General features: G+C 57.5%; 20 protein-coding genes. 10 read left to right on the top strand and 10 right to left on the bottom strand.

Translation table 11 applies throughout. The features are described from left to right. Positions 1 to 2 precede the first annotated feature (2 nt). Positions 3 to 422, top strand: a complete 420-nt coding sequence (locus RMR21_RS07885) for a diacylglycerol kinase (protein ID WP_498670113.1) — start codon at positions 3 to 5, stop codon at positions 420 to 422. Here RMR21_RS07885 and RMR21_RS07880 read toward each other — a convergent pair. Then, a complete protein-coding gene (locus RMR21_RS07880; RefSeq protein ID WP_498667341.1) occupies positions 419 to 1,954 on the bottom strand; it encodes a sensor histidine kinase in 1,536 nt (511 codons plus the stop codon). The genes RMR21_RS07885 and RMR21_RS07880 overlap by 4 nt on opposite strands. 108 nt (positions 1,955 to 2,062) lie before the next feature. Here RMR21_RS07880 and RMR21_RS07875 point away from each other — a divergent pair, with 108 nt between their 5' ends. The 3 genes from RMR21_RS07875 to RMR21_RS07865 all read left to right on the top strand — a co-directional run bounded on the left by RMR21_RS07875 (position 2,063) and on the right by RMR21_RS07865 (position 3,850). Continuing rightward, entirely contained in the window at positions 2,063 to 2,641 is a 579-nt protein-coding gene (locus RMR21_RS07875; RefSeq protein WP_498667340.1) for a thermonuclease family protein, read from the top strand. A 9-nt stretch (positions 2,642 to 2,650) separates the two neighbouring features. Further along, a complete protein-coding gene (locus tag RMR21_RS07870; RefSeq protein WP_498667339.1) occupies positions 2,651 to 3,295 on the top strand; it encodes a uracil-DNA glycosylase family protein in 645 nt (214 codons plus the stop codon). A 66-nt stretch (positions 3,296 to 3,361) separates the two neighbouring features. Continuing rightward, a complete protein-coding gene (locus RMR21_RS07865; RefSeq protein ID WP_045230318.1) occupies positions 3,362 to 3,850 on the top strand; it encodes an Lrp/AsnC family transcriptional regulator in 489 nt (162 codons plus the stop codon). A gap of 74 nt (positions 3,851 to 3,924) precedes the next feature. Here the strand turns inward: RMR21_RS07865 and RMR21_RS07860 are convergent, their stop codons facing one another. The 5 genes from RMR21_RS07860 to RMR21_RS07840 form a co-directional block, all read right to left on the bottom strand. Beyond that, positions 3,925 to 4,749 (bottom strand): class I SAM-dependent methyltransferase, encoded by an 825-nt coding sequence (locus RMR21_RS07860; protein ID WP_498667337.1) that lies wholly within the window; start codon positions 4,747 to 4,749, stop codon positions 3,925 to 3,927. 75 nt (positions 4,750 to 4,824) lie between these two features. Next, positions 4,825 to 5,091 (bottom strand): usg protein, encoded by a 267-nt coding sequence (locus RMR21_RS07855; protein ID WP_045230319.1) that lies wholly within the window; start codon positions 5,089 to 5,091, stop codon positions 4,825 to 4,827. 161 nt (positions 5,092 to 5,252) lie between these two features. Beyond that, positions 5,253 to 6,083, bottom strand: a complete 831-nt coding sequence (locus RMR21_RS07850; protein ID WP_498667335.1) for an ABC transporter permease — start codon at positions 6,081 to 6,083, stop codon at positions 5,253 to 5,255. Further along, complete coding sequence (locus RMR21_RS07845) at positions 6,080 to 6,883, bottom strand: ABC transporter permease (protein WP_498667333.1); 804 nt, start codon at positions 6,881 to 6,883, stop codon at positions 6,080 to 6,082. The genes RMR21_RS07850 and RMR21_RS07845 overlap by 4 nt, the downstream gene beginning before the upstream one ends. Positions 6,884 to 6,998: 115 nt before the next feature. Further along, positions 6,999 to 7,772: an ABC transporter substrate-binding protein gene (locus tag RMR21_RS07840; RefSeq protein ID WP_498667332.1), complete on the bottom strand. Its 774-nt coding sequence runs from the start codon at positions 7,770 to 7,772 to the stop codon at positions 6,999 to 7,001. Between the two features lie 341 nt (positions 7,773 to 8,113). Here RMR21_RS07840 and RMR21_RS07835 point away from each other — a divergent pair, with 341 nt between their 5' ends. Continuing rightward, the gene (locus RMR21_RS07835; RefSeq protein WP_498670112.1) at positions 8,114 to 10,288 is read left to right on the top strand and encodes an OmpA family protein; all 2,175 of its coding nucleotides are present in this window, start codon (positions 8,114 to 8,116) and stop codon (positions 10,286 to 10,288) included. A gap of 67 nt (positions 10,289 to 10,355) precedes the next feature. Here RMR21_RS07835 and RMR21_RS07830 read toward each other — a convergent pair whose 3' ends face one another. Both RMR21_RS07830 and RMR21_RS07825 read right to left on the bottom strand, forming a co-directional pair. Further along, positions 10,356 to 11,279 carry a pseudouridine-5'-phosphate glycosidase gene (locus RMR21_RS07830; RefSeq protein ID WP_498667331.1) on the bottom strand — a complete coding sequence of 308 codons (924 nt, stop codon included), beginning with the start codon at positions 11,277 to 11,279 and terminating at the stop codon, positions 10,356 to 10,358. Between the two features lie 30 nt (positions 11,280 to 11,309). Beyond that, the gene (locus RMR21_RS07825) at positions 11,310 to 12,248 is read right to left on the bottom strand and encodes a carbohydrate kinase family protein (RefSeq protein WP_498667330.1); all 939 of its coding nucleotides are present in this window, start codon (positions 12,246 to 12,248) and stop codon (positions 11,310 to 11,312) included. 244 nt (positions 12,249 to 12,492) lie between these two features. Here RMR21_RS07825 and recA point away from each other — a divergent pair, with 244 nt between their 5' ends. Both recA and alaS read left to right on the top strand, forming a co-directional pair. Continuing rightward, positions 12,493 to 13,581, top strand: a complete 1,089-nt coding sequence (gene recA, locus RMR21_RS07820) for a recombinase RecA (RefSeq protein WP_042619314.1) — start codon at positions 12,493 to 12,495, stop codon at positions 13,579 to 13,581. Positions 13,582 to 13,773: 192 nt separating this feature from the next. Then, positions 13,774 to 16,437 carry an alanine--tRNA ligase gene (alaS, locus tag RMR21_RS07815; RefSeq protein ID WP_498667329.1) on the top strand — a complete coding sequence of 888 codons (2,664 nt, stop codon included), beginning with the start codon at positions 13,774 to 13,776 and terminating at the stop codon, positions 16,435 to 16,437. Positions 16,438 to 16,527: 90 nt separating this feature from the next. On the opposite strand, the gene RMR21_RS07810 is transcribed toward alaS, so the two are convergent. After that, positions 16,528 to 17,154 carry a glutathione S-transferase family protein gene (locus tag RMR21_RS07810; RefSeq protein WP_498667328.1) on the bottom strand — a complete coding sequence of 209 codons (627 nt, stop codon included), beginning with the start codon at positions 17,152 to 17,154 and terminating at the stop codon, positions 16,528 to 16,530. A gap of 142 nt (positions 17,155 to 17,296) precedes the next feature. Next, positions 17,297 to 18,511 (bottom strand): NADP-dependent isocitrate dehydrogenase, encoded by a 1,215-nt coding sequence (locus RMR21_RS07805; RefSeq protein WP_498667327.1) that lies wholly within the window; start codon positions 18,509 to 18,511, stop codon positions 17,297 to 17,299. A 210-nt stretch (positions 18,512 to 18,721) separates the two neighbouring features. Here RMR21_RS07805 and RMR21_RS07800 point away from each other — a divergent pair, with 210 nt between their 5' ends. The 3 genes from RMR21_RS07800 (at position 18,722) to murI (ending at position 20,971) form a co-directional block, all read left to right on the top strand. Next, complete coding sequence (locus tag RMR21_RS07800; protein WP_498667326.1) at positions 18,722 to 19,252, top strand: hypothetical protein; 531 nt, start codon at positions 18,722 to 18,724, stop codon at positions 19,250 to 19,252. A 77-nt stretch (positions 19,253 to 19,329) separates the two neighbouring features. Then, a complete protein-coding gene (locus RMR21_RS07795) occupies positions 19,330 to 20,160 on the top strand; it encodes an RNA methyltransferase (RefSeq protein WP_498667324.1) in 831 nt (276 codons plus the stop codon). Continuing rightward, a complete protein-coding gene (murI, locus tag RMR21_RS07790) occupies positions 20,117 to 20,971 on the top strand; it encodes a glutamate racemase (protein ID WP_498667323.1) in 855 nt (284 codons plus the stop codon). Before RMR21_RS07795 ends, murI begins: the two co-directional genes overlap by 44 nt. Positions 20,972 to 21,164 lie beyond the last annotated feature (193 nt).

Here is a 21,164-nt window from a genome sequence, read left to right as displayed (position 1 = left end):
TGATGGACCATCTCAACATCCCGCCTCCTAAAGAGCCGGTCTTTCAAAAAGAGACCGGGTTCAGGCACCTGTTTGCCGCCGCGCGTTATTCAGCCCAAGGGCTCGCGCGCCTATGGCAGGAGGCTGCGTTTCGCCATGAGGTGCTGGCCTTCGGGGCAGGGCTGGTGCTGCTGAGTGTCATCGATGCGCCGCTTGCGCATTACATGATTTTTACAGGACTGACGCTGGTTCTGTTTGCAGTGGAAGCGCTCAATACGGCCATCGAGGAGATTGTCGACCGGGTGTCGCCGGAGTTCTCGTCTGCGGCCCGGCATGCCAAGGATCTCGGTTCCTTTGCAGTCTTCTGCATGCTGGTCGCAAATGGTGGCGTACTGCTCTATTCGCTCGTGGACACGTTTTTCCTGTCCATCGTTCTGCTTTAAGCGAAAGAACGTCTGCGCGGCTGGACGACGGGAACGTCCTCGACAGCGGGAATGCTTTGAAGCACCCGTTTGGCCGGCAGGATAGCGATGACTTCGGTTCCCTCGCGCAATCTGGATTTCAGGACGAATTGACCGTCATGCTTGGACAGAATGGCCTGAACGATGGGAAGGCCGAGGCCTGTTCCCTGTTCGGCACTCTTGATGGCGATAGAGCCCTGTCCGAAGGCTGACAGGACAACCGGAATTTCATCTTCGGGAATGCCGGGACCATTGTCCTTGATGGAGACATACTGGCCGCCGCTGGCGGTCCACCCTGCCTTGATCGAGATTTCTCCACCCTGCGGCGTGAACTTCACGGCATTCGACAACAGGTTCAGTATCACCTGACGAAGTGCTTTCTCGTCTGCCCAAACGTGAGGCAAGGTGTTTTCGAATTGCTGGGAAATGCGGATGTTCTTGGCGCGCGCGCGCAGCTGGATCATGCCCACGCAATCCTCCGCAATCTCCAGGATGCCGATGGCTTCCTCCTGCAGATCGTAACGACCGGCTTCAATGCGGGACAGGTCGAGGATTTCGTTGATGAGATCGAGAAGATGCTGGCCTGAGCGGTGGATATCGCCGGAATACTCCTTATAGAGGGGATTGTTGAGCGGCCCCAGGACCTCCGACGCCATGACTTCGGAAAATCCGAGGATGGCATTGAGCGGTGTGCGCAACTCATGCGACATGGATGCCAGAAAGCGTGACTTTGCCATGTTGGCTTCTTCGGCACGCCGGCGGGCTTCATCGGACATGGATTTGGCCACTTCCAGCTCCGCAATCAGATCGTCCTTTTCGGACTGGTAGGACAGCAGCTTCAGGTTCGATAGATAGAGCCGCTTGGTGACGTGGTGGCAAAACAGCATTGCCATGGAAAACATCAGTGCAAGGCCGATTTCCATCGGATTTCGCGACAGTGCTGCGGTCACGCACAGTGCAACGAGGACCGGTAGAAAGGTCATCAGCATCGAGCGGCGTAACAGAGAGCTCGACATCGAGGTGATCGATAAAGCGATCAACAGGGTCGATCCCTTGTAGAACATGATAAGCGAGGGGTCGCCAGGCTCGATTTTCTGTAGCGCGAACAAAACCCACATCAGGCCGATAATGATCTGCGTGGTGAGGAAAATGTTGTGCCAGGTGTTGAGGTTTGTGGGGTTGAGATCCTGGCGCGACGCCTTTCGCGCAAAGAACAGCGCCAGCGCGTGGGCAGACAAGGCAAGCACCGCCCAGCCGACGATTTGCGGATCGCGGCTGATGTAGATGCCGACGCCTGTTGCCAGCACGATGAAGAGAGGCATGATCGTTGCGCTTTGCAGCGTTTCGACCACATGCATTTGCAGCATGTCGCGCTCGAAGACACCTGTGCCCACAGGCCCGTATTGCAAGCGCTCACGCGTCAACCGGACCGTGTCGAACACAGCCTTGTTGCGCCGCGTCCGGGACCGGTCGACGATATTCTTGTCGGCAGTGGTGCTAGCGCTCTTACTCATTGTACACAACGCGGATAATGCATGGACTTGCAGGCTAGACGGAAAATCTTAAGAAGATGCTGCTGCTAAAGGATTTGTTTGCCATTTTTAAAAAGGGTTTGTTCTTACATGAGACGAAAGTCAGGCCGGGGTTTCAGGCCCATCAGGGACGGATTCATCTTCATTCTGATGATGGTGCTGGGCATTCTGATTGCCGCGCGGCTGGACGGCGCGAACGAGGAGCGGTTCGCCGGGCGCTTTTATGCGGTCGATGGGGACACTCTTGCGCTCGATGACAAACGGTTTCGGCTGCTTGGTATCGACGCGCCTGAGATGAGCCAAAGCTGCCAGAGCGACAAGGGTGAGTGGGCCTGCGGTAGGGACGCCAAGGCCTATCTGGCTGCTGTCATTCAGAGCGGAGACGTCGCGTGTTCTGGTAACGACCGAGACAAATACAAGCGTTTGCTGGTGCGCTGCGCGGTGAATGATCAGGATGTGGCGGGGCAGGTCGTGGCGGCGGGGTTTGCCGTTACCACGGAATATTTCCTGTTTGGCGATGAACAGAGCCAGGCACAGGCACGGCGCGCAGGAATTTGGTCGGGGACCTTCGAGCAACCCAGAGACTGGCGTCGCGAGCATAAAGCCGCTGACATGGACGTGCCGCTTACCAGCGTGCTCAGCCTGGTTCGTCATGTCCTGGGGTGGTGAGGTGGTGTGATGTCGGCTGGGTCGGGACGAGAGCAGGCGCTTGGGGCGCTGCGCTATGATATTGCGCAGTGTCGCATCTGTCGTGATGCGCCAGCGAAAGGCTTTGAGAATCGCTTGCCGCATGAGCCTCGTCCCGTCGCGGTCCTATCAGGCAAGGCCAGAATTCTGATTGCTGGCCAGGCGCCGGGTTTGCGTGTGCATGAAAGTGGGTTGCCCTTCGACGATGCCTCGGGAAACCGTTTGCGCGACTGGCTGAATGTCAGCCGCGAGACCTTCTACGATCGGGATGTGTTCGCGATCGTACCGATGGGCTTCTGTTTTCCCGGCTATGATGCCAAGGGCAGCGACTTGCCACCACGGCGGGAATGCGCGCCGCAATGGCGCGAAACGGTTTTAGGCGCGATGCCGCAGATCGAACTGATTGTTGCCATCGGTCAATATGCGCAGGCCTGGCATCTGGGTGCGCGCCGGATGAAGACAATGACGCAGACAGTACAGAACTGGCGCAGCGCACTGTATTCCAATCAAGACGTACCCGTTCTGCCGCTACCGCATCCGAGTTGGCGCAACAGCGCGTGGTTGCGTAAAAATGTCTGGTTTGAGGAGGAGCTGTTGCCAGTGTTGCGTCAGAGTGTGGAAAGGCTACGGTTTTGAAACAAATTTCTTTTTTTCTCTTTTATTTAGTGTAAACAGAGGAAAATAATTCTGGAGGAGAGTAGATTGGACCGCCTCGACCGAAAAATACTGCGTATTCTGCAAGAAGACTCCACGCTGGCTGTTGCCGATCTGGCCAAGAAAGTGGGACTCTCCACGACGCCGTGCTGGCGCCGAATCCAGAAAATGGAAGAGGATGGCGTCATCCGCCGTCGCGTGGCTATTCTGGACGCTGCCAAGGTCAACACGAAAGTCACGGTTTTCGTATCGATCCGCACGGCATCCCATTCGATCGAATGGTTGAAGCGCTTTTCCGAAGTCGTTTCCGAATTTCCCGAAGTTGTCGAGTTCTACCGCATGAGCGGTGACGTGGATTATCTGTTGCGCGTTGTCGTGCCTGACATCGCGGCCTATGACGCCTTCTACAAGCGTATGATCGCCAAGATCGAAATTCGCGACGTGTCGTCTGTGTTCGCCATGGAGCAGATCAAGTATACGACCGAACTACCGCTGGATTATATGCTTCTGGACAACGCAAAGTCTGGCGAAGAGTGATTTGACGAAGCTTTGCTTCTCAAAGTGGTTTCCCGCACCAGATGCGGGAACCATCGGTCAGGGCCTTGGTCGCATCAGCCCTTGAGTTTTGCGATCACGAGGTGGCCCGGTGTCGGATGGCCGTCCTGCATGCGCACGTTGATGTCGGTAACTTCGATGATGTCGAAGCCGGTGGCTGCGAGGCGTTCTCGGATGTAGGTTTCCGAATGAGCGAAACGCTGGTGTGGGCCGACCATGTAGGGGCGACCAGCTAGCGCGTCGTCGGGCAAAGTTTCCGACGAGAAGATGAACAGTCCACCATCCACCATATTTTCCGAGGCACCGAAAAAGAGCGGCTCCAGCGCGCCGAGATAGGGCAGGACGTCGGTTGCGGTGATCAGGTCGAACGGCGCGTCGTCGTTGTCTTCCAAAAAGTCTTCGACTTCCGCGACATAGAGCGTTTCGTAGAGATCCTTCTCATGGGCTATTTCGACCATGTTTTCCGAGAGGTCGATGCCAGTGATATCGTCCGCCATGTCGCGCAGGGCTTCGCCTGTCAGCCCGGTGCCACAGCCCAGATCGAGGACGCGCTTGAACGGGCCGAGTTCGAGTGTTTGCAGGCGCTGGCGCACCACCATCGGCACGGCATAACCCAACTGTTCCACCAGAATGTCCTCGAAGGCTTCCGCCTGCTGGTCGAACAGGGTTTCGACATAGGCATCCGGTGCCTTGGGCGGTGTTTCACCACGCCCCATGGAGGCGATGCGGACAGCGGCCCCGCCATGGTCTTCCGGATCGATTGCCAGAACGTCTTCGTAGGCTTTCACCGCTGCGTCGATGTCGCCCGCTTTTTCCAGGGCAAGCGCGCGATTATAGGCTTCGGCAAGAGCATCTTCATCGATTTTCTGGTTTTTCGTCATGGCAGGCATCCGGGTTTTAGCTGAAATCCGAAGCCTGCTTAGTCGCCAATGCTGTCAGGTGCAATCCTTGTTTGATCAGTGAAGGATGAACTCACCCTTCAACGACCGCCATTCCTGCGCCGAAATCAGCTGACGGTGAACGTACCGAACCGAGTGCAGCGGACCATCCAGCTTTTCCTTCCAGAACTTCAGAAAGCCCTGCATTTCAGGGAAATCCGGCGCCAGATCGTAGTTCTGCCAAAGGTAGGTCTGCAACAGGGTGGGATGATCCGGCATGCGATAGAGAATTTCCGCTGTGGTCACGCCATAGCCCTTCAACATCATTTCCATGTCTTTGTTCATTGCATCTGCTCCCGTCGTTGGTGGTCGCCGATACCTGATGTGGTATCGAAGACCATGGGAACACGACAGGGTTAACCGAACCTTGCCGAAACAGGTGATTGTCACAAAATTGTATTAAATATCATTGTGTTAGCACCCATCTTTGGAGAGTGCTGCCAGCGCTATCTCGTCAGGTGTCGCGTCAGGCGCGCTTCGAGCCATGCCCAGGTATGGCGCAAGATTTCGACCATGGAGAGGTAGAATATCGCGGCCCAGAGATAGGTCTGGTAATCGAAGGTGCGGGAAAACGCGTAGCGGGTCTGGCCCATCAGGTCGTAGACGGTGACGATGGAGACGACAGCCGAGCCTTTGATCATCAGTATGATTTCGTTGCCATAGGGGCGCAGCGCCACGATGAGGGCTTGCGGCAGCACCACTTTCCAGAACGTAACAGCCTTGGAAATGCCGAGCGACGCGGCGCCTTCAAGCTGGCCTTTGGGAACGCTCTGGATCGCGCCGCGCAGGATTTCTGCCTGATAAGCGGCTGTGTTGAGCGTCAGCGACAGGAGGCCGCAATACCAGGCCTCGCGGAAAAACCACCAGAGACCGACTGTTTCCATCTGCGGTCGGAAACTTCCAAGGCCGTAATAGATGAGAAAGAGCTGCGCCAGAAGTGGTGTGCTGCGGAAGACATAGACGTAGGTGTAGGCCAGCGTTCCGATGATCCGGTTTCTGGACATACGCGCGAACGCCAACGGCAGCGACAGCAGCGCGCCCAGAATGATCGAGATGCCGACCAGCGTTATGGTCGTCAGCAAGCCGTCGAGATAGCGCGGGCCGTAGCGCGTGAACTTGTCCACGTCCCAATCATCGATCAGGCTGTAAACGAGACCCAGCGCCAGAAGCAACCACAGGCTTGTGAAGCCCACACCGACGATCTTTGAGAGTGTTAGCGGTCTGGCGACGGCAAGCGGGGCAGGGCGCGCCGGAATGAGGTGCTCGGCGTGGCTCATCGGCGCGCCTCCGAACGGCGCGACCAGCGGTCGATGAAACCGAGGCCGAAGGATGAGATCAGCGCCAGCATGAGGTAGAGCAAGCAGGCAATGCCGTAGAAGAAGAAGGCTTCCTTGCTGACTCGGGCGGCGATACCCGTCTGTCTCAGAATGTCGGACAGGCCGATGATCGAGACGTAGGACGTGTCCTTCAGCAAGATCATCCAAAGGTTCGTCATGCCTGGCAGGGCGATGCGCACCAGTTGCGGGATGACGATGAGCACCATGGTGCGGCTGCGCGAGAGCCCCAGCGCATCGCCTGCCTCATATTGTCCTTTGGGAATGGCGCGAAATGCGGATAGCAGGACTTCCGACGCGTAAGACGAAAAGACCACCGAAAGCGCAATCATGCCCGCAACGAAAGCGTTGATCTCGATGGGCCCGGTGAAGCCGATATAGCCACCAACCGACTGCAACAGCATCTGTATGCCGTAATAGACGATGAAGAGCGTCAGCAATTCCGGCAGGCCACGAAAAATCGTGGTGTAGATGCCAGCGGCGAGCCTCAGCGATTTTTCTCTGGATTGGGCCGCTAGAGCAATGAGGAAGCCGAGGGTGAGGCCAACGGGCAATGTCGCGAGGGCGACCGAAATGGTAATCTTGACGCCGAATGCGATTTCATCGCCCCAGCCTGTATCTCCACAGGCGACGAGCGTGCCGTTGCCAAAAAGGGAGAAGATGCCGACCGGCCCGCAAAAAGGATCGAAGAGATACGTCAGATAGGTCCAGAACGAACCTACGGCGGAAAATGCTCCGCTCATGCCAATTTCCCCTGCGGTCTTTGCCGCTTGCTTCGTATTGTTTTATGATTTCGTTTTCAAACAAAAATGGCGGAAGGGCAAGCCTTCCGCCACGATATTTCAACAGAACAATCGCTTACTTGCCGTAAGCGTCGAAGTCGAAGTACTTGTCGTTGATCTTCTTGTACTCGCCGTTGGCGCGAATGGCGGCAATTGCAGCCGTGAACTTGTCGGCCAGTGCGGTATCGCCCTTGCGAACCGCGATGCCTGCTCCCATGCCGTTGATGGCTTCATCGACCGGCATCGGCGTCAGGATTTTGCAGCAAGCGCCTGCGTCGGATTTGACCCACTCGGTCAGAACGACGATATCGTCAATCACGCCATCGATACGGCCATTGGTGATATCGAGCTTGTATTCGTCAGCCGTTGGATAGAGCTTCAGCTCGGAGTCGGCCAGATGCTTTTCGGCGTAGTTGGCGTGGGTGGTGGAGCCCTGCGCGCCAATGGTCTTGCCTTTGAGGTCCTCGACCGACTTGACTGTGCTGTCCTTCGGTACGGCGATTGCTGGTGGCGTGTTGTAATATTTCTTGGAGAAGTCGACCTTCTCAAGACGTTCCGGCGTGATGGACATGGACGCCACGATGGCGTCAAACTTCTTCGACTGCAAAGCCGGGATGATGCCGTCCCAATCATTGGTGACGAACGTGCACTCGGTCTTCATTTCAACGCAAAGTGCCTTGGCAATATCGATGTCGAAGCCGGTCAGCGTGCCGTCTGCTTCAAGAACGTTGAAGGGTGGGTAGGCGCCTTCCGTGCCGATGACCAGCTTGTCCTGCGCCGTGGCGGCACCGGAGAACAGCGAGATAGCAGCGATGGATGCTGCTGCAAGCAGACGGGTGGAAATACGCATTGAGATCCTCTCTTTCGGCGTGTCTGCCGCACGGTTTGTTTGTTTTTTCCGTGCGGGAAATGTGTCGCGAGACCCTCGTGCCTTGACAGCTGTTGGCCGCGCTTGGCGGATAGTCTTACCCTTGCCTAAAAAATGCAACCCTAATCGTTTCGCACTGCACAGAACGCCATAAACAGTTCACGAAAAGGCCTTTATCTGTTCATTTCCGGTACACACCCGCTCCTTCATCATCGGAACTACACTGTCATCCGCGCGTTGTTCACCGCCTGTATGTGCAGAAGCATTTTGCAAAAATGCCGTGGGACAAGCGGTACAAGACTATTTTTAGGCGAGGAACTATGATGCTCAAGAAAAACAAGCTGCTAACTGGAGTGGTTTTCCCCCTTATGTCGTTTGCGATTGCGGCGGAACCCGCACTCGCCGCATCCGGCGGCGCGGCCCAATTCATGTCTCCACCCGCCGTGACCAGAGCAAATACCGCACCCGTGCTTTTGGCCCAGGCGGAACCTTCTGCGGAAGAGCTTTTAAAGAAGCGTCAGCAGGAACAGCAACCCGAAGAGCCGAAAGCTGAAAAGCCGCGTGGTGAGGAACCCAAGGCTGAAAAGCCTGCGGAAGAAGCACCCCAGCAAAGCAAAGAAGAGGCGCCAGCTCCGCGCCGTGAAGCAGCACCGGAAAGCGCTGGCGAACCTCAAAAAGAAAAGGAGCGGCCCGCGCGCCGTGAGGCGAAACCCGATGCCGCCCCCGCAGAGGCTACTCCTGAACAGCAGCCCCGGGCACAGCAGCCAGCGACCGAAGGCGAGGCTCGCCCAGAGCGTCCGCGTCGCGATGCTCAGCAGGACGCAGCGCCAGCGCAGGCTCAGCCCGAGCAGCAGCAGGAACGTCCGCGTCGTCAGCAGGGCGAGCAAAAGCCAGCCTCAGAGGGTGAGCCGAAGCCGCGCCCAGAGGGTGAGCGTCCGCGTGCGGCCCAGGAACCAGCGCCCGCTGCAGGAGAAGCAAATCCTGAAAAGCCAGCTGTTCCCGGCAAAAAGCCAGCAGCACCTGAGCCCGACGCCAAGGCTGCACCGGTTCCAACCGAGCCGACGACACCGAGCCGTTCGCCAAAGCCTGCCGAACAGCCAAATCCTGCACCTGGCCAGCAGCCATCCGAGCAGCCCCGCCCGCCACGTGGCGCAGCAGGTGAACAGCCGCCACTGCCCGATGCCGCACCGAAACTCGAAAATGGCGCAGCCACAGGACAGGCCCCGGCTGCAGAACCCGTACCGCAGCAGATCGTGACACCGCAGCAGGAGGCTCCCCCCTCCACGAAGCAGGAGCTGGATAAGGCCCGCGCGGTTGCCAAGGACCCATCCAAGTCTGCCGATACCGTTATTCTGCCGGTCGATAAGGGTGCAGCTGTTCTCGATAGCGACAAGGAAGCCGAACGTTCCGGCAACCAGCAGTCACGCAACCAGCGTCGTCAGGAACGTGAAGCCGTCCAGGACTACAAGGTGCCGACATCGGATGCGGAAGCACAGTCCGTTGCGCGTGGCAGCAACCCAGCGCCGCAGATCAACATCCAGGCCATCACCAATATTCAAGGCGAGCGGATCAACGAACGCCCTGACTACGATCGCCCGGATGGTGTGCGTGAATGGCAGCCGCGTGACATGCCCCGCGGTGGACCAAGGGATCGCGACATGGGCGACCGCGTCTTTATGCAGTACGGTGACCGTGTCGTCGTTCGCGGCAATGATAACGACCGCTTCATTCGTGATGGTGCCAAGCCGTATTACGAACGCCTGCCGGACGATCGTTACCGCGAAACGGTGGAACGTGCAGATGGCACGCAGGTCGTGACCGTGCGCAACCGCTATGGCGACGTCATCCAGCGTTCGCGCATCGATAGCCGCGGTCGTGAATATGTGCTGTTCTACGCACCGGAACTCGTCGACCAGCCAGACCGCGAATATGTCTATCGCGACCCGGGCCTCGACCTGCCGCCGATGCGCCTGCGTATTCCGGTCGACGACTACATCATCGACACCTCCAGCGAGCCGGACCGCGACTATTACCGCTTCCTCGAACAGCCGCCGGTCGAACCCGTCGAACGTGTCTACACGATGGATGAAGTCCGCTACTCCGCGCGTATCCGTGACAAGGTTCGCCGTATCGATCTCGACACGATCACCTTTGCGACCGGTAGTGCGGAAATTCCGATGAGCCAGGCGCAATCGCTTCGCAAGGTGGCAGATGCTATCGGCAAGGTTCTGAAGAACAACCCTGCGGAAACCTTCCTGATCGAAGGTCATACCGACGCAGTGGGCAACGACGAGAGCAACCTTGTTCTTTCCGACGAGCGCGCTGCATCCGTCGCCAATGTGATGACGGATGTTTATGGCATTCCGCCGGAAAACCTGACGACTCAGGGTTACGGCGAACGCTTCCTGAAGGTCCAGACGCTCGGTCCTTCGCAGGAAAACCGTCGCGTAACGATCCGTCGTATTACGTCGCTCGTAAAGCCTGTCGCTCAGAACTGATCGGCTCACGCCAATAAAAAGCCCGGAAACCGATAGGTTTCCGGGCTTTTTTAGCACTCTTGGAATCTCAGGCGAGCGCGACGGCGATCTCTGCAGCTAGGCGGGCGTTGTTGCGCACCAGCGCGATATTCGTTTCCAGGCTGCGGCCCTCGGTGATGTCGAAGATTTTCGACAGGAGATAAGGCGTCACGGCCTTACCTGCAATCTCATCTTCCTCTGCGTGAGACAGGGCGCGTGTGATGTAGATTTCCATCTCTTCACTGGAAATCTCGTCCTCTTCCGGAACGGGATTGGCAATCAGCATGCCGCCATCAATACCCAGCTGCTCTCGCGTGGACTGGAAGTTGGCAATCGCAGCCGGGCTGTTAAGAGACAGCGGGCTTTTCAGGCCAGATGCGCGTGACCAGAATGCCGGAAACTCCGTCGATCCGAAGGTGACGACAGGGACACCGTTGGTTTCCAGCACTTCGAGTGTCTTCGGCACGTCGAGAATGGCTTTGGCGCCTGCGCAAACAACGATGACAGCGGTTCTGGCAAGTTCGGTGAGATCTGCGGAAATATCGAAGCTTGTCTCCGCGCCGCGATGGACGCCGCCGATGCCGCCCGTCGCAAAGACCTTGATACCGGCATGCTCTGCCGCAATCATCGTGGCGGCAACCGTGGTCGCCCCCGTGCGGCGTTCAGCGATAGCAAAGGCGATATCGGCGCGCGAGACCTTCATCGCATCGGTCGTTTGCGCTAGTGCCTCGAGTTCGTGCTTTTCAAGTCCGATATGCAAGGTGCCGTGGATGACGGCGATGGTCGCGGGAATTGCACCTTGATCGCGGATAATCTGCTCGACGCTTTCCGCCATCTGGATATTGCCGGGGTAGGGCATGCCGTGGGTGATGATGGTGGATTCGAGCGCAACGATGGGCGCGCCGCGCTGCTTGGCGGCGGCGACCTCAGTCGAATAGGCGATGGGCAAAAGCGGGGGCGTGGATTTTGTCATTGGTTCTTCCGATCTATTTCAAAGGTCTCTTCACAACATTTCCGCTGCTGGCACAAGGTGCAGCATTGCGCGCAGATTTTGGTCGTTCAATTCTTCGGCTGTGGCGCTCGCGGACTGGACGGTGATGGCCGCAGCCGCAGCGCCCCAGCGCAACGCTTTCGATGGAGGGTGGCCATTGGTGACAGCTGCCAGATAACCAGACGCTATGGCATCGCCAGCACCCGTCACATCGCGCACCGCTTCGATCAAAGGCGGATGGAGGAGGGCGGTTTCCCGTTCTGAGAAAGCAACGACTTGGCGTGCACCGCTGGTAATGACGCCGCCGCGAAGGCCGATGGCTTTCAGGTGCTGCGGCCACTCCCGCACGTCTCCCACGCTCTGCCCGGTCAGCGCCTTTGCCTCCGCCTCGTTCATGAAGAGCATGTCGATATCCGGCAAAGCAGCTTTTAGTCTTACGACCTTGGCAGGCGATATGGCGATGGCGGCCAGAGGCTTTTCACAGGCACGCGCGGCAATACCGATGGCCTGCAACGTATCTTGGGGCAGGTTGGCATCACACAGGATGACGTCTGTCGCCATGATCGCGTCTCGAACCGCCCGCACCCGCAGGCGACGCGGCGTAAACAGCCTGTAGAGGTCCATATCCGCGATGGCGATCACGAGATTACCGTCACGCTCCAGAATGGCGGTGTAACTCGGCGTGCGGCGGTCCAGAAATGTAAACGGCGTGTCTTCAACGCCCGCATCGCGTGCTGCAGCCGATACGGTTTCACCATTGGCATCGCCACCGCGCGGGGCGATGATCCTGACCTTTAAACCGAGACGGGAGAGGTTGCGAGCCGCGTTGAACCCGCCGCCGCCCGCCTCTTCCATCCATGCGCCGGGATTGCTGGCACCCGCTATGGTCTCGGCTTCTATCATGCCTCGCCGGTCTATGTGGGCGCCGCCCAGAACGAGTATTTTCTTCACATCAACTTCCTCTGCGGATCGGTCACTGGCCTTCCGATTCGTGCATTTTCCATGTTGAAAACACGATCGTATCAGCCATTTTCTTCAACAGGCAAAAAGAAAAACAAACGTAGAACAAAGGACTTATCCATATTTGTTTTCAATATGATGATGGCTCCTTGTGAAATGAGAACAAATAAAGTACAAAACCGTCATAGAGAGCTTCATTGCCTGTGCGGCTTCAATAACCTAAAGGTGGTTCCAGATGGCACAAAATTCTTTGCGTCTTGTAGAGGACAAAGCAGTGGATAAAAGCAAGGCACTGGAAGCAGCGCTTTCCCAGATCGAACGTTCGTTCGGCAAGGGATCGATCATGAAGCTCGGTTCCAATGAGAGTATCGTCGAGGTCGAGACCGTTTCTACAGGGTCGCTCAGCCTCGATGTCGCGCTCGGCATTGGCGGTTTGCCCAAGGGCCGCATCATTGAAATTTATGGACCGGAAAGCTCCGGCAAGACAACGCTCGCTTTGCAGACGATTGCGGAAGCGCAGAAAAAAGGCGGCATTTGCGCCTTTGTGGATGCCGAGCATGCGCTTGACCCAGTCTATGCCCGTAAGCTTGGCGTTGATCTTCATAATTTGCTGATCTCGCAGCCGGATACAGGCGAGCAGGCGCTTGAAATCACCGACACGCTGGTGCGTTCCGGTGCCGTCGATGTTCTCGTCATCGATTCCGTTGCAGCATTGACGCCGCGTGCGGAAATCGAAGGGGAGATGGGCGACAGCCTTCCCGGTCTTCAGGCTCGATTGATGAGCCAGGCGCTGCGCAAGCTGACGGCGTCCATTTCCAAGTCGAAGACGATGGTCATCTTCATCAACCAGATCCGTATGAAGATCGGCATTTCCTATGGTTCGCCGGAAGTGACGACAGGCGGTAACGCGCTGAAGTTCTACGCATCGGTTCGCCTTGATATTCGCCGCATTGGCGCAGTCAAGGACCGTGAAGAGGTCGTGGGTAACCAGACGCGCGTCAAGGTCGTCAAGAACAAGATGGCACCTCCCTTCAAGCAGGTCGAATTTGACATCATGTATGGCGAAGGCGTTTCCAAGACCGGTGAGTTGGTGGATCTGGGCGTGAAGGCTGGTCTCGTCGAAAAGGCGGGTGCATGGTTCTCCTACAAGAGCCAACGTCTGGGGCAGGGCCGAGAGAACGCGAAAACGTTCCTCAAGGAAAACCCTGCTGTTGCCGAGGAAATCGAATTGGCATTGCGCCAGAATGCTGGCTTGATCGCTGAGAAGTTCCTCCAGAATGGTGGACCTGAAGCGGACGCCGATGGCGTCGATCCTGACGCTTGATCCGGCTTTGCAAAGCTTAGGGTGAGGCAATATTTGAACGTTTGAACATCAAAGGCCGTGCGATCGTATCGCGCGGCCTTTATTTGTGCTGTTAGCTTACCCTCTTTGGCTGGACAGGCAGGGTGGTGAACGATAAAAGCCAGTGTTTTTTATGCTATGGCAGCGTGATCGCGTGGAAATGAAGGACTTCTTATGAGCGGTGTAAACGAGATCCGGTCGACCTTCCTCGACTACTTCAAGAAGAACGGCCACGAGATCGTGCCATCCAGCCCGCTCGTTCCGCGCAACGACCCGACGCTGATGTTTACCAATGCCGGTATGGTGCAGTTCAAGAATGTTTTTACAGGTCTTGAGAGCCGCCCGTATTCGACGGCGGCGTCGTCGCAGAAATGCGTGCGTGCCGGTGGCAAGCATAACGACCTCGACAATGTCGGCTATACCGCCCGTCACCACACCTTCTTCGAAATGCTGGGCAACTTCTCCTTTGGTGATTACTTTAAAGAAGAGGCGATCACTCATGCGTGGAACCTGATCACCAAAGAGTTCGGTATCGATAAGAACCGTCTGCTGGTCACCGTCTATCATACCGACGACGAAGCCTTTAACCTGTGGAAGAAGATTGCGGGCTTCTCCGACGATCGCATCATTCGCATCCCAACGAGCGACAATTTCTGGGCGATGGGCGATACCGGCCCTTGCGGTCCGTGTTCGGAAATCTTTTATGACCACGGCGATCACATCTGGGGCGGTCCTCCAGGCTCCGCCGATGAAGACGGCGACCGGTTCATCGAAATCTGGAACCTCGTCTTCATGCAGTATGAGCAGGTGACGAAGGATCAACGCATCGACCTGCCACGTCCATCCATCGATACCGGCATGGGGCTCGAGCGTATTTCGGCGCTTCTTCAGGGCAAGCACGACAATTACGACACCGACCTGTTCCGTGCGCTGATTTCCGCCTCCGTCGAAGCGACCGGCGTTCCAGCCGAAGGTGAAAACCGCGCAAGCCATCGCATCATCGCCGACCATCTGCGCTCCACGGCCTTCCTGATTGCCGATGGCGTGCTGCCGTCCAACGAAGGTCGCGGCTACGTTCTGCGTCGCATCATGCGCCGTGCCATGCGCCACGCCGAATTGTTGGGTTCGCGCGAGCCGTTGATCTGGAAGTTGCTGCCCGCCCTCATTCAGCAGATGGGCCGCGCCTATCCCGAACTGGTGCGCGCCGAAGCGCTGATTTCCGAGACGCTGAAGCTGGAAGAAACCCGTTTTCGCAAGACGCTGGCCCGTGGCCTGACGCTGCTTTCCGATGCAACATCTACCCTCCACAAGGGCGATATGCTGGATGGCGAAACCGCCTTCAAACTTCACGACACCTATGGATTCCCACTCGATTTGACGCAAGACGCGCTGCGCGCCCGGGAAATCGGCGTCGATGTCTCAGGCTTCACCGAGGCTATGGAGCGGCAGAAGGCCGAGGCTCGCTCGCACTGGGCGGGCTCCGGCGACAAGGCGACAGAGACCGTGTGGTTCGAGCTTAAGGAAAAGCACGGCGCGACAGAGTTTCTCGGCTACGATACGGAGACCGCAGAGGGCGTCGTTTTGGCCATTGTCAAGGATGGCAAGGCGGTGGAAAGTGCTACCGAGGGCGAGACCGTCCAGATTGTCGCCAATCAGACGCCGTTCTATGGTGAGTCCGGTGGCCAGATGGGCGATACCGGCATTATTTCCTCCGACGAGGGAACCTTCACGGTGACCGATACGCACAAGAAGGGCGAAGGCCTGTTTGCGCATATCGGCACAGTGGCAAAGGGTGGCCTGAAGGTCGGCGACGAGGTTGAACTGACCGTCGATCATGATCGCCGGTCGCGCCTGCGCGCCAACCATTCCGCAACGCATCTGTTGCACGAAGCGCTCCGCGAAGTTCTTGGCACGCATGTCGCCCAGAAGGGGTCTCTGGTTGCACCGGAACGCCTTCGCTTCGACGTGTCTCATCCAAAGCCTATGTCATCAGAGGAGTTGAAGATCGTCGAGGAGATGGCAAACGAGATCATCCTCCAGAACTCGCCCGTCGTAACACGTCTGATGAGCGTCGACGATGCGATTGCCAAGGGTGCGATGGCTCTGTTTGGCGAGAAATATGGCGATGAAGTTCGTGTTGTATCCATGGGCACGGGCCTTCATGGTGCGAAGGCAAACCGTCCTTACTCCGTCGAGCTTTGCGGGGGCACGCATGTTGCGGCCACCGGCCAGATTGGTCTCGTGCGCGTTCTGGGCGATAGCGCTGTGAGTGCAGGCGTGCGCCGCATCGAAGCGGTTACTGGCGCCGGGGCTCTGGCCTATCTGGCCGAACAGGATGAACGGGTCAAAGCGCTGGCGTCATCGCTGAAGGTTCAACCTGCCGAGGTCCTGACCCGCGTCGAAAGCCTGATGGATGAGCGTAAGAAGCTGGAACGTGAGCTGGCCGAGGCGCGCCGCAAGCTGGCCATGGGGGGCGGTTCGGCTGAAGGCTCTGCTGGCGATGTGAAAGACATCGGCGGCGTGAAGTTTCTTGCGAAGTCGTTGTCGGGTATCGATGCGAAGGACCTCAAAAGCCTGGCCGATGAAGCCAAGACAGGTTTGGGTTCCGGCGTGGTGTTGCTGATCGCCGTGTCTGACGATGGCAAGGCCAGCGCTGTTGCTGCCGTGACCGAGGACCTGACGTCGCGCTTCAGTGCCGTCGATCTCGTGCGCGCCGCATCTGCTGCTTTGGGCGGTAAGGGCGGCGGTGGTCGACCTGATATGGCGCAGGCTGGTGGCCCGGATGGCGCAAAGGCCAGCGAAGCAATCGATGCTGTCGCTGCGGCGCTGGCGGGCTGATCCTTCAAATATGAGGTAGGCTCTTGCCCACTTCGCCGGGATGTATGAGAGGGGTGCTGGTGCAGCCCGGTCCTCTCAGATCGTGGTGCTCTATATGGCGGCGCGATGAGCCTTTGCCGCGTCCGTATCTATTTTCGTTGCACGCTGATAGGCTGGACGCTCGTGGAGATCTTTGAGATATTCCATAAAACGTCCGCGTCTCTCTAGGCTCCCGAATTGCAGACCCCAGATGATCTGTGATCCGACATAGACATCGGCAGCTGTAAACTGATCGCCTGCAATGAAGCGGTTTGCGCTCAGGGCATATTCCAGCGTATCCAGCACATCGCGATGTGCGCCGAAGCCTGCCATACGCTCTTTGTCAGCGGTGATTTCAAAACCCATGGCTTTGGTGGTCGAGCTCATTTCAAGCGGGCCTGCTGCGAAGAATAACCAGCGATAATAGTTGCCGCGGTCCGTCGTTGGTGGTGCGAGGTTCGCTTGCGGAAAGGCGTCTGCCAGATAAGTGCAGATGGCCGCGCATTCGGTCACGATCGTGTCACCATGCCTGATGGCCGGTACCTTGCCCATGGGGTTAATCGCCTTGTAGGCTGCTGACTTCATCTCGCCGCCATAGCTCAGATATTCGGTGTGATAGGGCGCGCCGACTTCCTCCAGCATCCAGCGGATGATACGGCCGCGAGACATGGGGTTGGTGTAGAATATCAGTTCACTCATGGTCGGCTTCTCTCTCGCTAGCGAAATTTTCCTCACAATGCGTTTTGCGCCCGCCGTGCGACGGAATCAAGATATTGCCGGTGCGCAAAAGAAAACCCGGCGCGAGGGCCGGGTTTTCTTCGTCAGGGGTGAGGGCTGTCGATCAGGCAGCCATGGCCACTTTAAGGTTCTCGTCGATCTTGTCGAGGAAGGCAGTCGTCGAAAGCCAAGGCTGGTCAGGGCCGATGAGCAGCGCCAGATCCTTGGTCATGTAACCGGCTTCGACTGTGTCGACACAAACGGTCTCGAGCGTGGCTGCAAATTTCGCCAGCTCCGCGTTGTCGTCCAGCTTGGCGCGGTGGGCAAGGCCACGGCTCCAGGCAAAGATCGATGCGATGGAGTTGGTCGAGGTTTCCTGACCCTTCTGGTGCTGGCGGTAGTGACGCGTCACCGTGCCGTGCGCAGCTTCGGCTTCAACCGTGCGACCATCCGGCGACAAAAGAACCGATGTCATCAGGCCGAGCGAGCCGAAGCCCTGCGCCACGGTATCGGACTGGACGTCGCCGTCGTAGTTCTTGCACGCCCAGACGTAACCGCCGGACCACTTGAGAGCGGATGCGACCATGTCGTCGATCAGGCGGTGCTCATAGGTGATGCCGACTTCTGCGAACTTCGCCTTGAATTCGGCCTGATAGATTTCCTCGAAGATATCCTTGAAGCGGCCGTCATAGGCCTTGAGGATGGTGTTTTTCGTGGACAGGTAGACCGGCCATTTGCGCATCAGGCCGTAGTTCATGGATGCGCGGGCGAATTCGCGGATCGACTCATCCAGGTTGTACATGGCCATAGCGACGCCAGCGCCGGGAGCGTCGAACACGTCCTTCTCGATGACCTGTCCGTCTTCACCGACGAACTTGATAGTCAGCTTACCCTTGCCGGGGAACTTGAAGTCGGTTGCCTTGTACTGATCACCAAAAGCGTGACGACCAACGACGATGGGCTTTGTCCAGCCTGGAACGAGGCGCGGAACGTTCTTGCAGATGATCGGCTCGCGGAAAATAACGCCGCCGAGAATGTTGCGGATCGTGCCGTTCGGGCTCTTCCACATCTGCTTGAGGTTGAATTCCTTGACGCGATCTTCGTCTGGCGTGATCGTCGCGCACTTGATGCCGACGCCGTGCTTCTTGATGGCGTGGGCCGCATCGACCGTTACCTGGTCGTTGGTAGCATCGCGGTTTTCAACGGAAAGATCGTAATATTCGATATCGAGATCGAGGTATGGCAGGATCAGCTTGTCCTTGATGAGCTGCCAGATGATACGGGTCATTTCGTCGCCGTCGAGATCGACGACCGGATTGGCTACCTTGATCTTTGTCATGAATTCCTCACCTTCGAGAACGATTGCGCCGGGAGGGCGCTATATGCAAAAAATATCCCGTGGGGCTATAGCATCGTGTGCGGCGAAGGCAAAGCCATGCACATGTTTTTTTGGTTCTAAAACAACCTGAAACGCGTTGCCAAAACCCATTGGCGAATTAAAGTCTGGCGAATCGCTTACGTCGTGTAAGCCTTATTCCAGGACATGATTATGCGGAAACTTCTGCTCGCCACTGCCGCCCTTCTCGTTGCGACCCACGCCTTTGCGGCAGACCCGACGGAGCCGGTCAAAAAGGTGATGGACATCACCGTCAAGAACTGGTCGGGCGAGGCGGATGACTGGAAGTACATCTTTGACGAGGATTTGCTGACGACGCTGTTCAGCAAGGCATTCGTAGCGCAATACCGGGAAGCGTCCAAGAAGCCAGCGTCGGAAGTCGAGAGCGGCGACAAGGGCGATCCCTTCGGCTACGACGTGGTGACCAATTCCCAGGATGGCTGTCCATTGCAGGACGTGAACATCACACCGGCACCTGGAAAGGACGGCATGACGGATGTCACCGTGACGTTCAAGCTGTGGGCTTGCATGGATGAGGCCGAAATGAAGGCAACGATCGATCAGGTCAATTTCGACGTGATCGAAGAAGACGGCAAGCCTGTGATCAACGACATCCACCGGGTCGGCGACGAGGGCCGCGATTCCCTGCTTCAGGAGATGACGAACATCATCAAGGGCGAATAAGCGGCATTTGGCTGGCGCTGCCTTTGATTTGTCCGAAAAACTGTGCCAGTGAAACGCCGAAATATTGGAAGGCGACCATGGCAGGCACAAACAGCGAGCTCGAGCTTCTGGCAGAAGGTCCGGCGATCATTCTCGTGGAACCCCAGCTGGGCGAAAACATCGGCATGGTGGCACGTGCCATGGCCAATTTCGGCTTGGCCGAATTGCGCCTCGTCAATCCGCGCGATGGCTGGCCGAGCGAGAAGGCCCGCGCGGCGGCATCCAAGGCCGATCACGTGATCGATAGAACGCAGGTGTTCGCGACCATCGAGGAAGCGACGGCCGACCTGCAATTCACCTATGCGACGACGGCGCGCGAGCGTTACGGATTCAAGCCGGTGCGCGCGCCCGTGGTTGCGGCCGAAACCTTGCGGACGAAATTCACGTCCGGTGAGAAAACCGGCATTCTGTTCGGTCGTGAGCGCTGGGGCCTGACCAATGAGGAAGTTGCGCTGGCCGATGAGATCGTAACCTTTCCGGTCAATCCGGCATTTGCCTCGCTCAACATTGCGCAGGCCGTGTTGCTGATGTCCTATGAGTGGATGAAGTCCGGCATGGAGGATTTGAGCCAGACGCTGTTCGAACCTCTGGAGCAGCAGCAGGCGACGAAGGAGCAGCTTTATGGCCTCTTCGAGCAGATGGAAGAAGCGCTGGATGCGCGCGGGTATTTTCGCCCTGAAGGCAAGCGGCAACGCATGATCGAAAATCTGCGCGCCGTCATATCGCGCCGTGCGCTGACGTCCCAGGAAATCAACGTGTTGCGCGGTGTGTTCGGCACGTTCGACAAATATGGCCGCCAGACACCACGCGGCAGCAACGGTCCTTATGCCGATAGGAGCAATGCACAAGATGACGGCGATAACGCCTGATAGCGTAACGACGGCGCTCAAGCCGGTGCTGGTTTTCGATAGCGGCATCGGGGGCCTGACCGTTTTGCGAGAGGCCCGGGTGCTGATGCCTGAGCGTAGCTTCGTCTATGTCGCTGACGACGCCGGTTTTCCCTATGGCGGATGGGAAGAGGATGCGCTGACCGAGCGGCTTCTTTCGCTGTTTGGGACCTTGATCGGTACGCATCAACCGGAAATCTGCATTGTCGCCTGCAACACCGCTTTCACGCTGGCGGGCGCCGCTTTGCGCGCGACGTTTCCTGAGATGACATTCGTCGGCACAGTGCCAGCCATAAAGCCAGCGGCGGAGCGCACCCGATCTGGGCTTGTTTCCGTGCTGGCCACGCCCGGTACCGTCAAGCGTGCCTATACGCGCGATCTCATCCAGTCTTTTGCCTCGCAGTGCCATGTGCGTCTGGTGGGATCTGAAAATCTTGCCCGCATGGCCGAAGCCTGGATCAGGGGAGAGCCTGTTTCAGACGACGCGGTTCTGGCGGAGATTTCACCGTGCTTCATCGAGGAAGAGGGCAGGCGTACCGATATCGTGGTGCTGGCCTGTACGCATTATCCCTTCATGGCCAACGTCTTTCGCCGCCTTGCCCCTTGGCCGGTCGACTGGCTGGATCCGGCAGAGGCGATTGCCCGTCAAGCGCGGCGTAAGGTCGAACTGGTGCAAGGTGCCGAGCATCCCGAAGGCTTTGATACAGCGATTTTTACATCCGGCCAGCCCGACTTCACAACCCGACGCCTGATGCAGGGTTTTGGACTCAAGGTCGCTGCTCCGACATCGTGACTGTTGTATATTTGCATCTTTGTGTTTAATCGATTGCAATTCGCGATTGAACCTCTTGAATTGCCCAAAAAGCTGTGTCACAAAAATCAAGCTCGCAACTCAAACAACAGGAGGCGTCTAATGAATACATTTATGCATCATCGTCTTTCTGGCGTAGCACGTTCGATGGCACCGGTCCTGACCGGAATTATGA

Origin of the sequence: Agrobacterium sp. rho-8.1, assembly GCF_033957725.1 — a bacterium.
GTDB lineage: Bacteria > Pseudomonadota > Alphaproteobacteria > Rhizobiales > Rhizobiaceae > Agrobacterium.
Note: the sequence above shows the minus strand (reverse complement) of the source record. Positions and strands in the feature narration are given on the sequence as shown.

Coding starts and splice junctions, on each gene's coding strand:
- RMR21_RS07885 (WP_498670113.1), top strand. CDS start 3: ATGGACCATCTCAACATCCCGCCTCCTAAAGAGCCGGTCTTTCAAAAA.
- RMR21_RS07880 (WP_498667341.1), bottom strand. CDS start 1,954: ATGAGTAAGAGCGCTAGCACCACTGCCGACAAGAATATCGTCGACCGG.
- RMR21_RS07875 (WP_498667340.1), top strand. CDS start 2,063: ATGAGACGAAAGTCAGGCCGGGGTTTCAGGCCCATCAGGGACGGATTC.
- RMR21_RS07870 (WP_498667339.1), top strand. CDS start 2,651: ATGTCGGCTGGGTCGGGACGAGAGCAGGCGCTTGGGGCGCTGCGCTAT.
- RMR21_RS07860 (WP_498667337.1), bottom strand. CDS start 4,749: ATGACGAAAAACCAGAAAATCGATGAAGATGCTCTTGCCGAAGCCTAT.
- RMR21_RS07855 (WP_045230319.1), bottom strand. CDS start 5,091: ATGAACAAAGACATGGAAATGATGTTGAAGGGCTATGGCGTGACCACA.
- RMR21_RS07850 (WP_498667335.1), bottom strand. CDS start 6,083: ATGAGCCACGCCGAGCACCTCATTCCGGCGCGCCCTGCCCCGCTTGCC.
- RMR21_RS07845 (WP_498667333.1), bottom strand. CDS start 6,883: ATGAGCGGAGCATTTTCCGCCGTAGGTTCGTTCTGGACCTATCTGACG.
- RMR21_RS07840 (WP_498667332.1), bottom strand. CDS start 7,772: ATGCGTATTTCCACCCGTCTGCTTGCAGCAGCATCCATCGCTGCTATC.
- RMR21_RS07835 (WP_498670112.1), top strand. CDS start 8,114: ATGCTCAAGAAAAACAAGCTGCTAACTGGAGTGGTTTTCCCCCTTATG.
- RMR21_RS07830 (WP_498667331.1), bottom strand. CDS start 11,279: ATGACAAAATCCACGCCCCCGCTTTTGCCCATCGCCTATTCGACTGAG.
- recA (WP_042619314.1), top strand. CDS start 12,493: ATGGCACAAAATTCTTTGCGTCTTGTAGAGGACAAAGCAGTGGATAAA.
- alaS (WP_498667329.1), top strand. CDS start 13,774: ATGAGCGGTGTAAACGAGATCCGGTCGACCTTCCTCGACTACTTCAAG.
- RMR21_RS07810 (WP_498667328.1), bottom strand. CDS start 17,154: ATGAGTGAACTGATATTCTACACCAACCCCATGTCTCGCGGCCGTATC.
- RMR21_RS07805 (WP_498667327.1), bottom strand. CDS start 18,511: ATGACAAAGATCAAGGTAGCCAATCCGGTCGTCGATCTCGACGGCGAC.
- RMR21_RS07800 (WP_498667326.1), top strand. CDS start 18,722: ATGCGGAAACTTCTGCTCGCCACTGCCGCCCTTCTCGTTGCGACCCAC.
- RMR21_RS07795 (WP_498667324.1), top strand. CDS start 19,330: ATGGCAGGCACAAACAGCGAGCTCGAGCTTCTGGCAGAAGGTCCGGCG.
- murI (WP_498667323.1), top strand. CDS start 20,117: ATGCCGATAGGAGCAATGCACAAGATGACGGCGATAACGCCTGATAGC.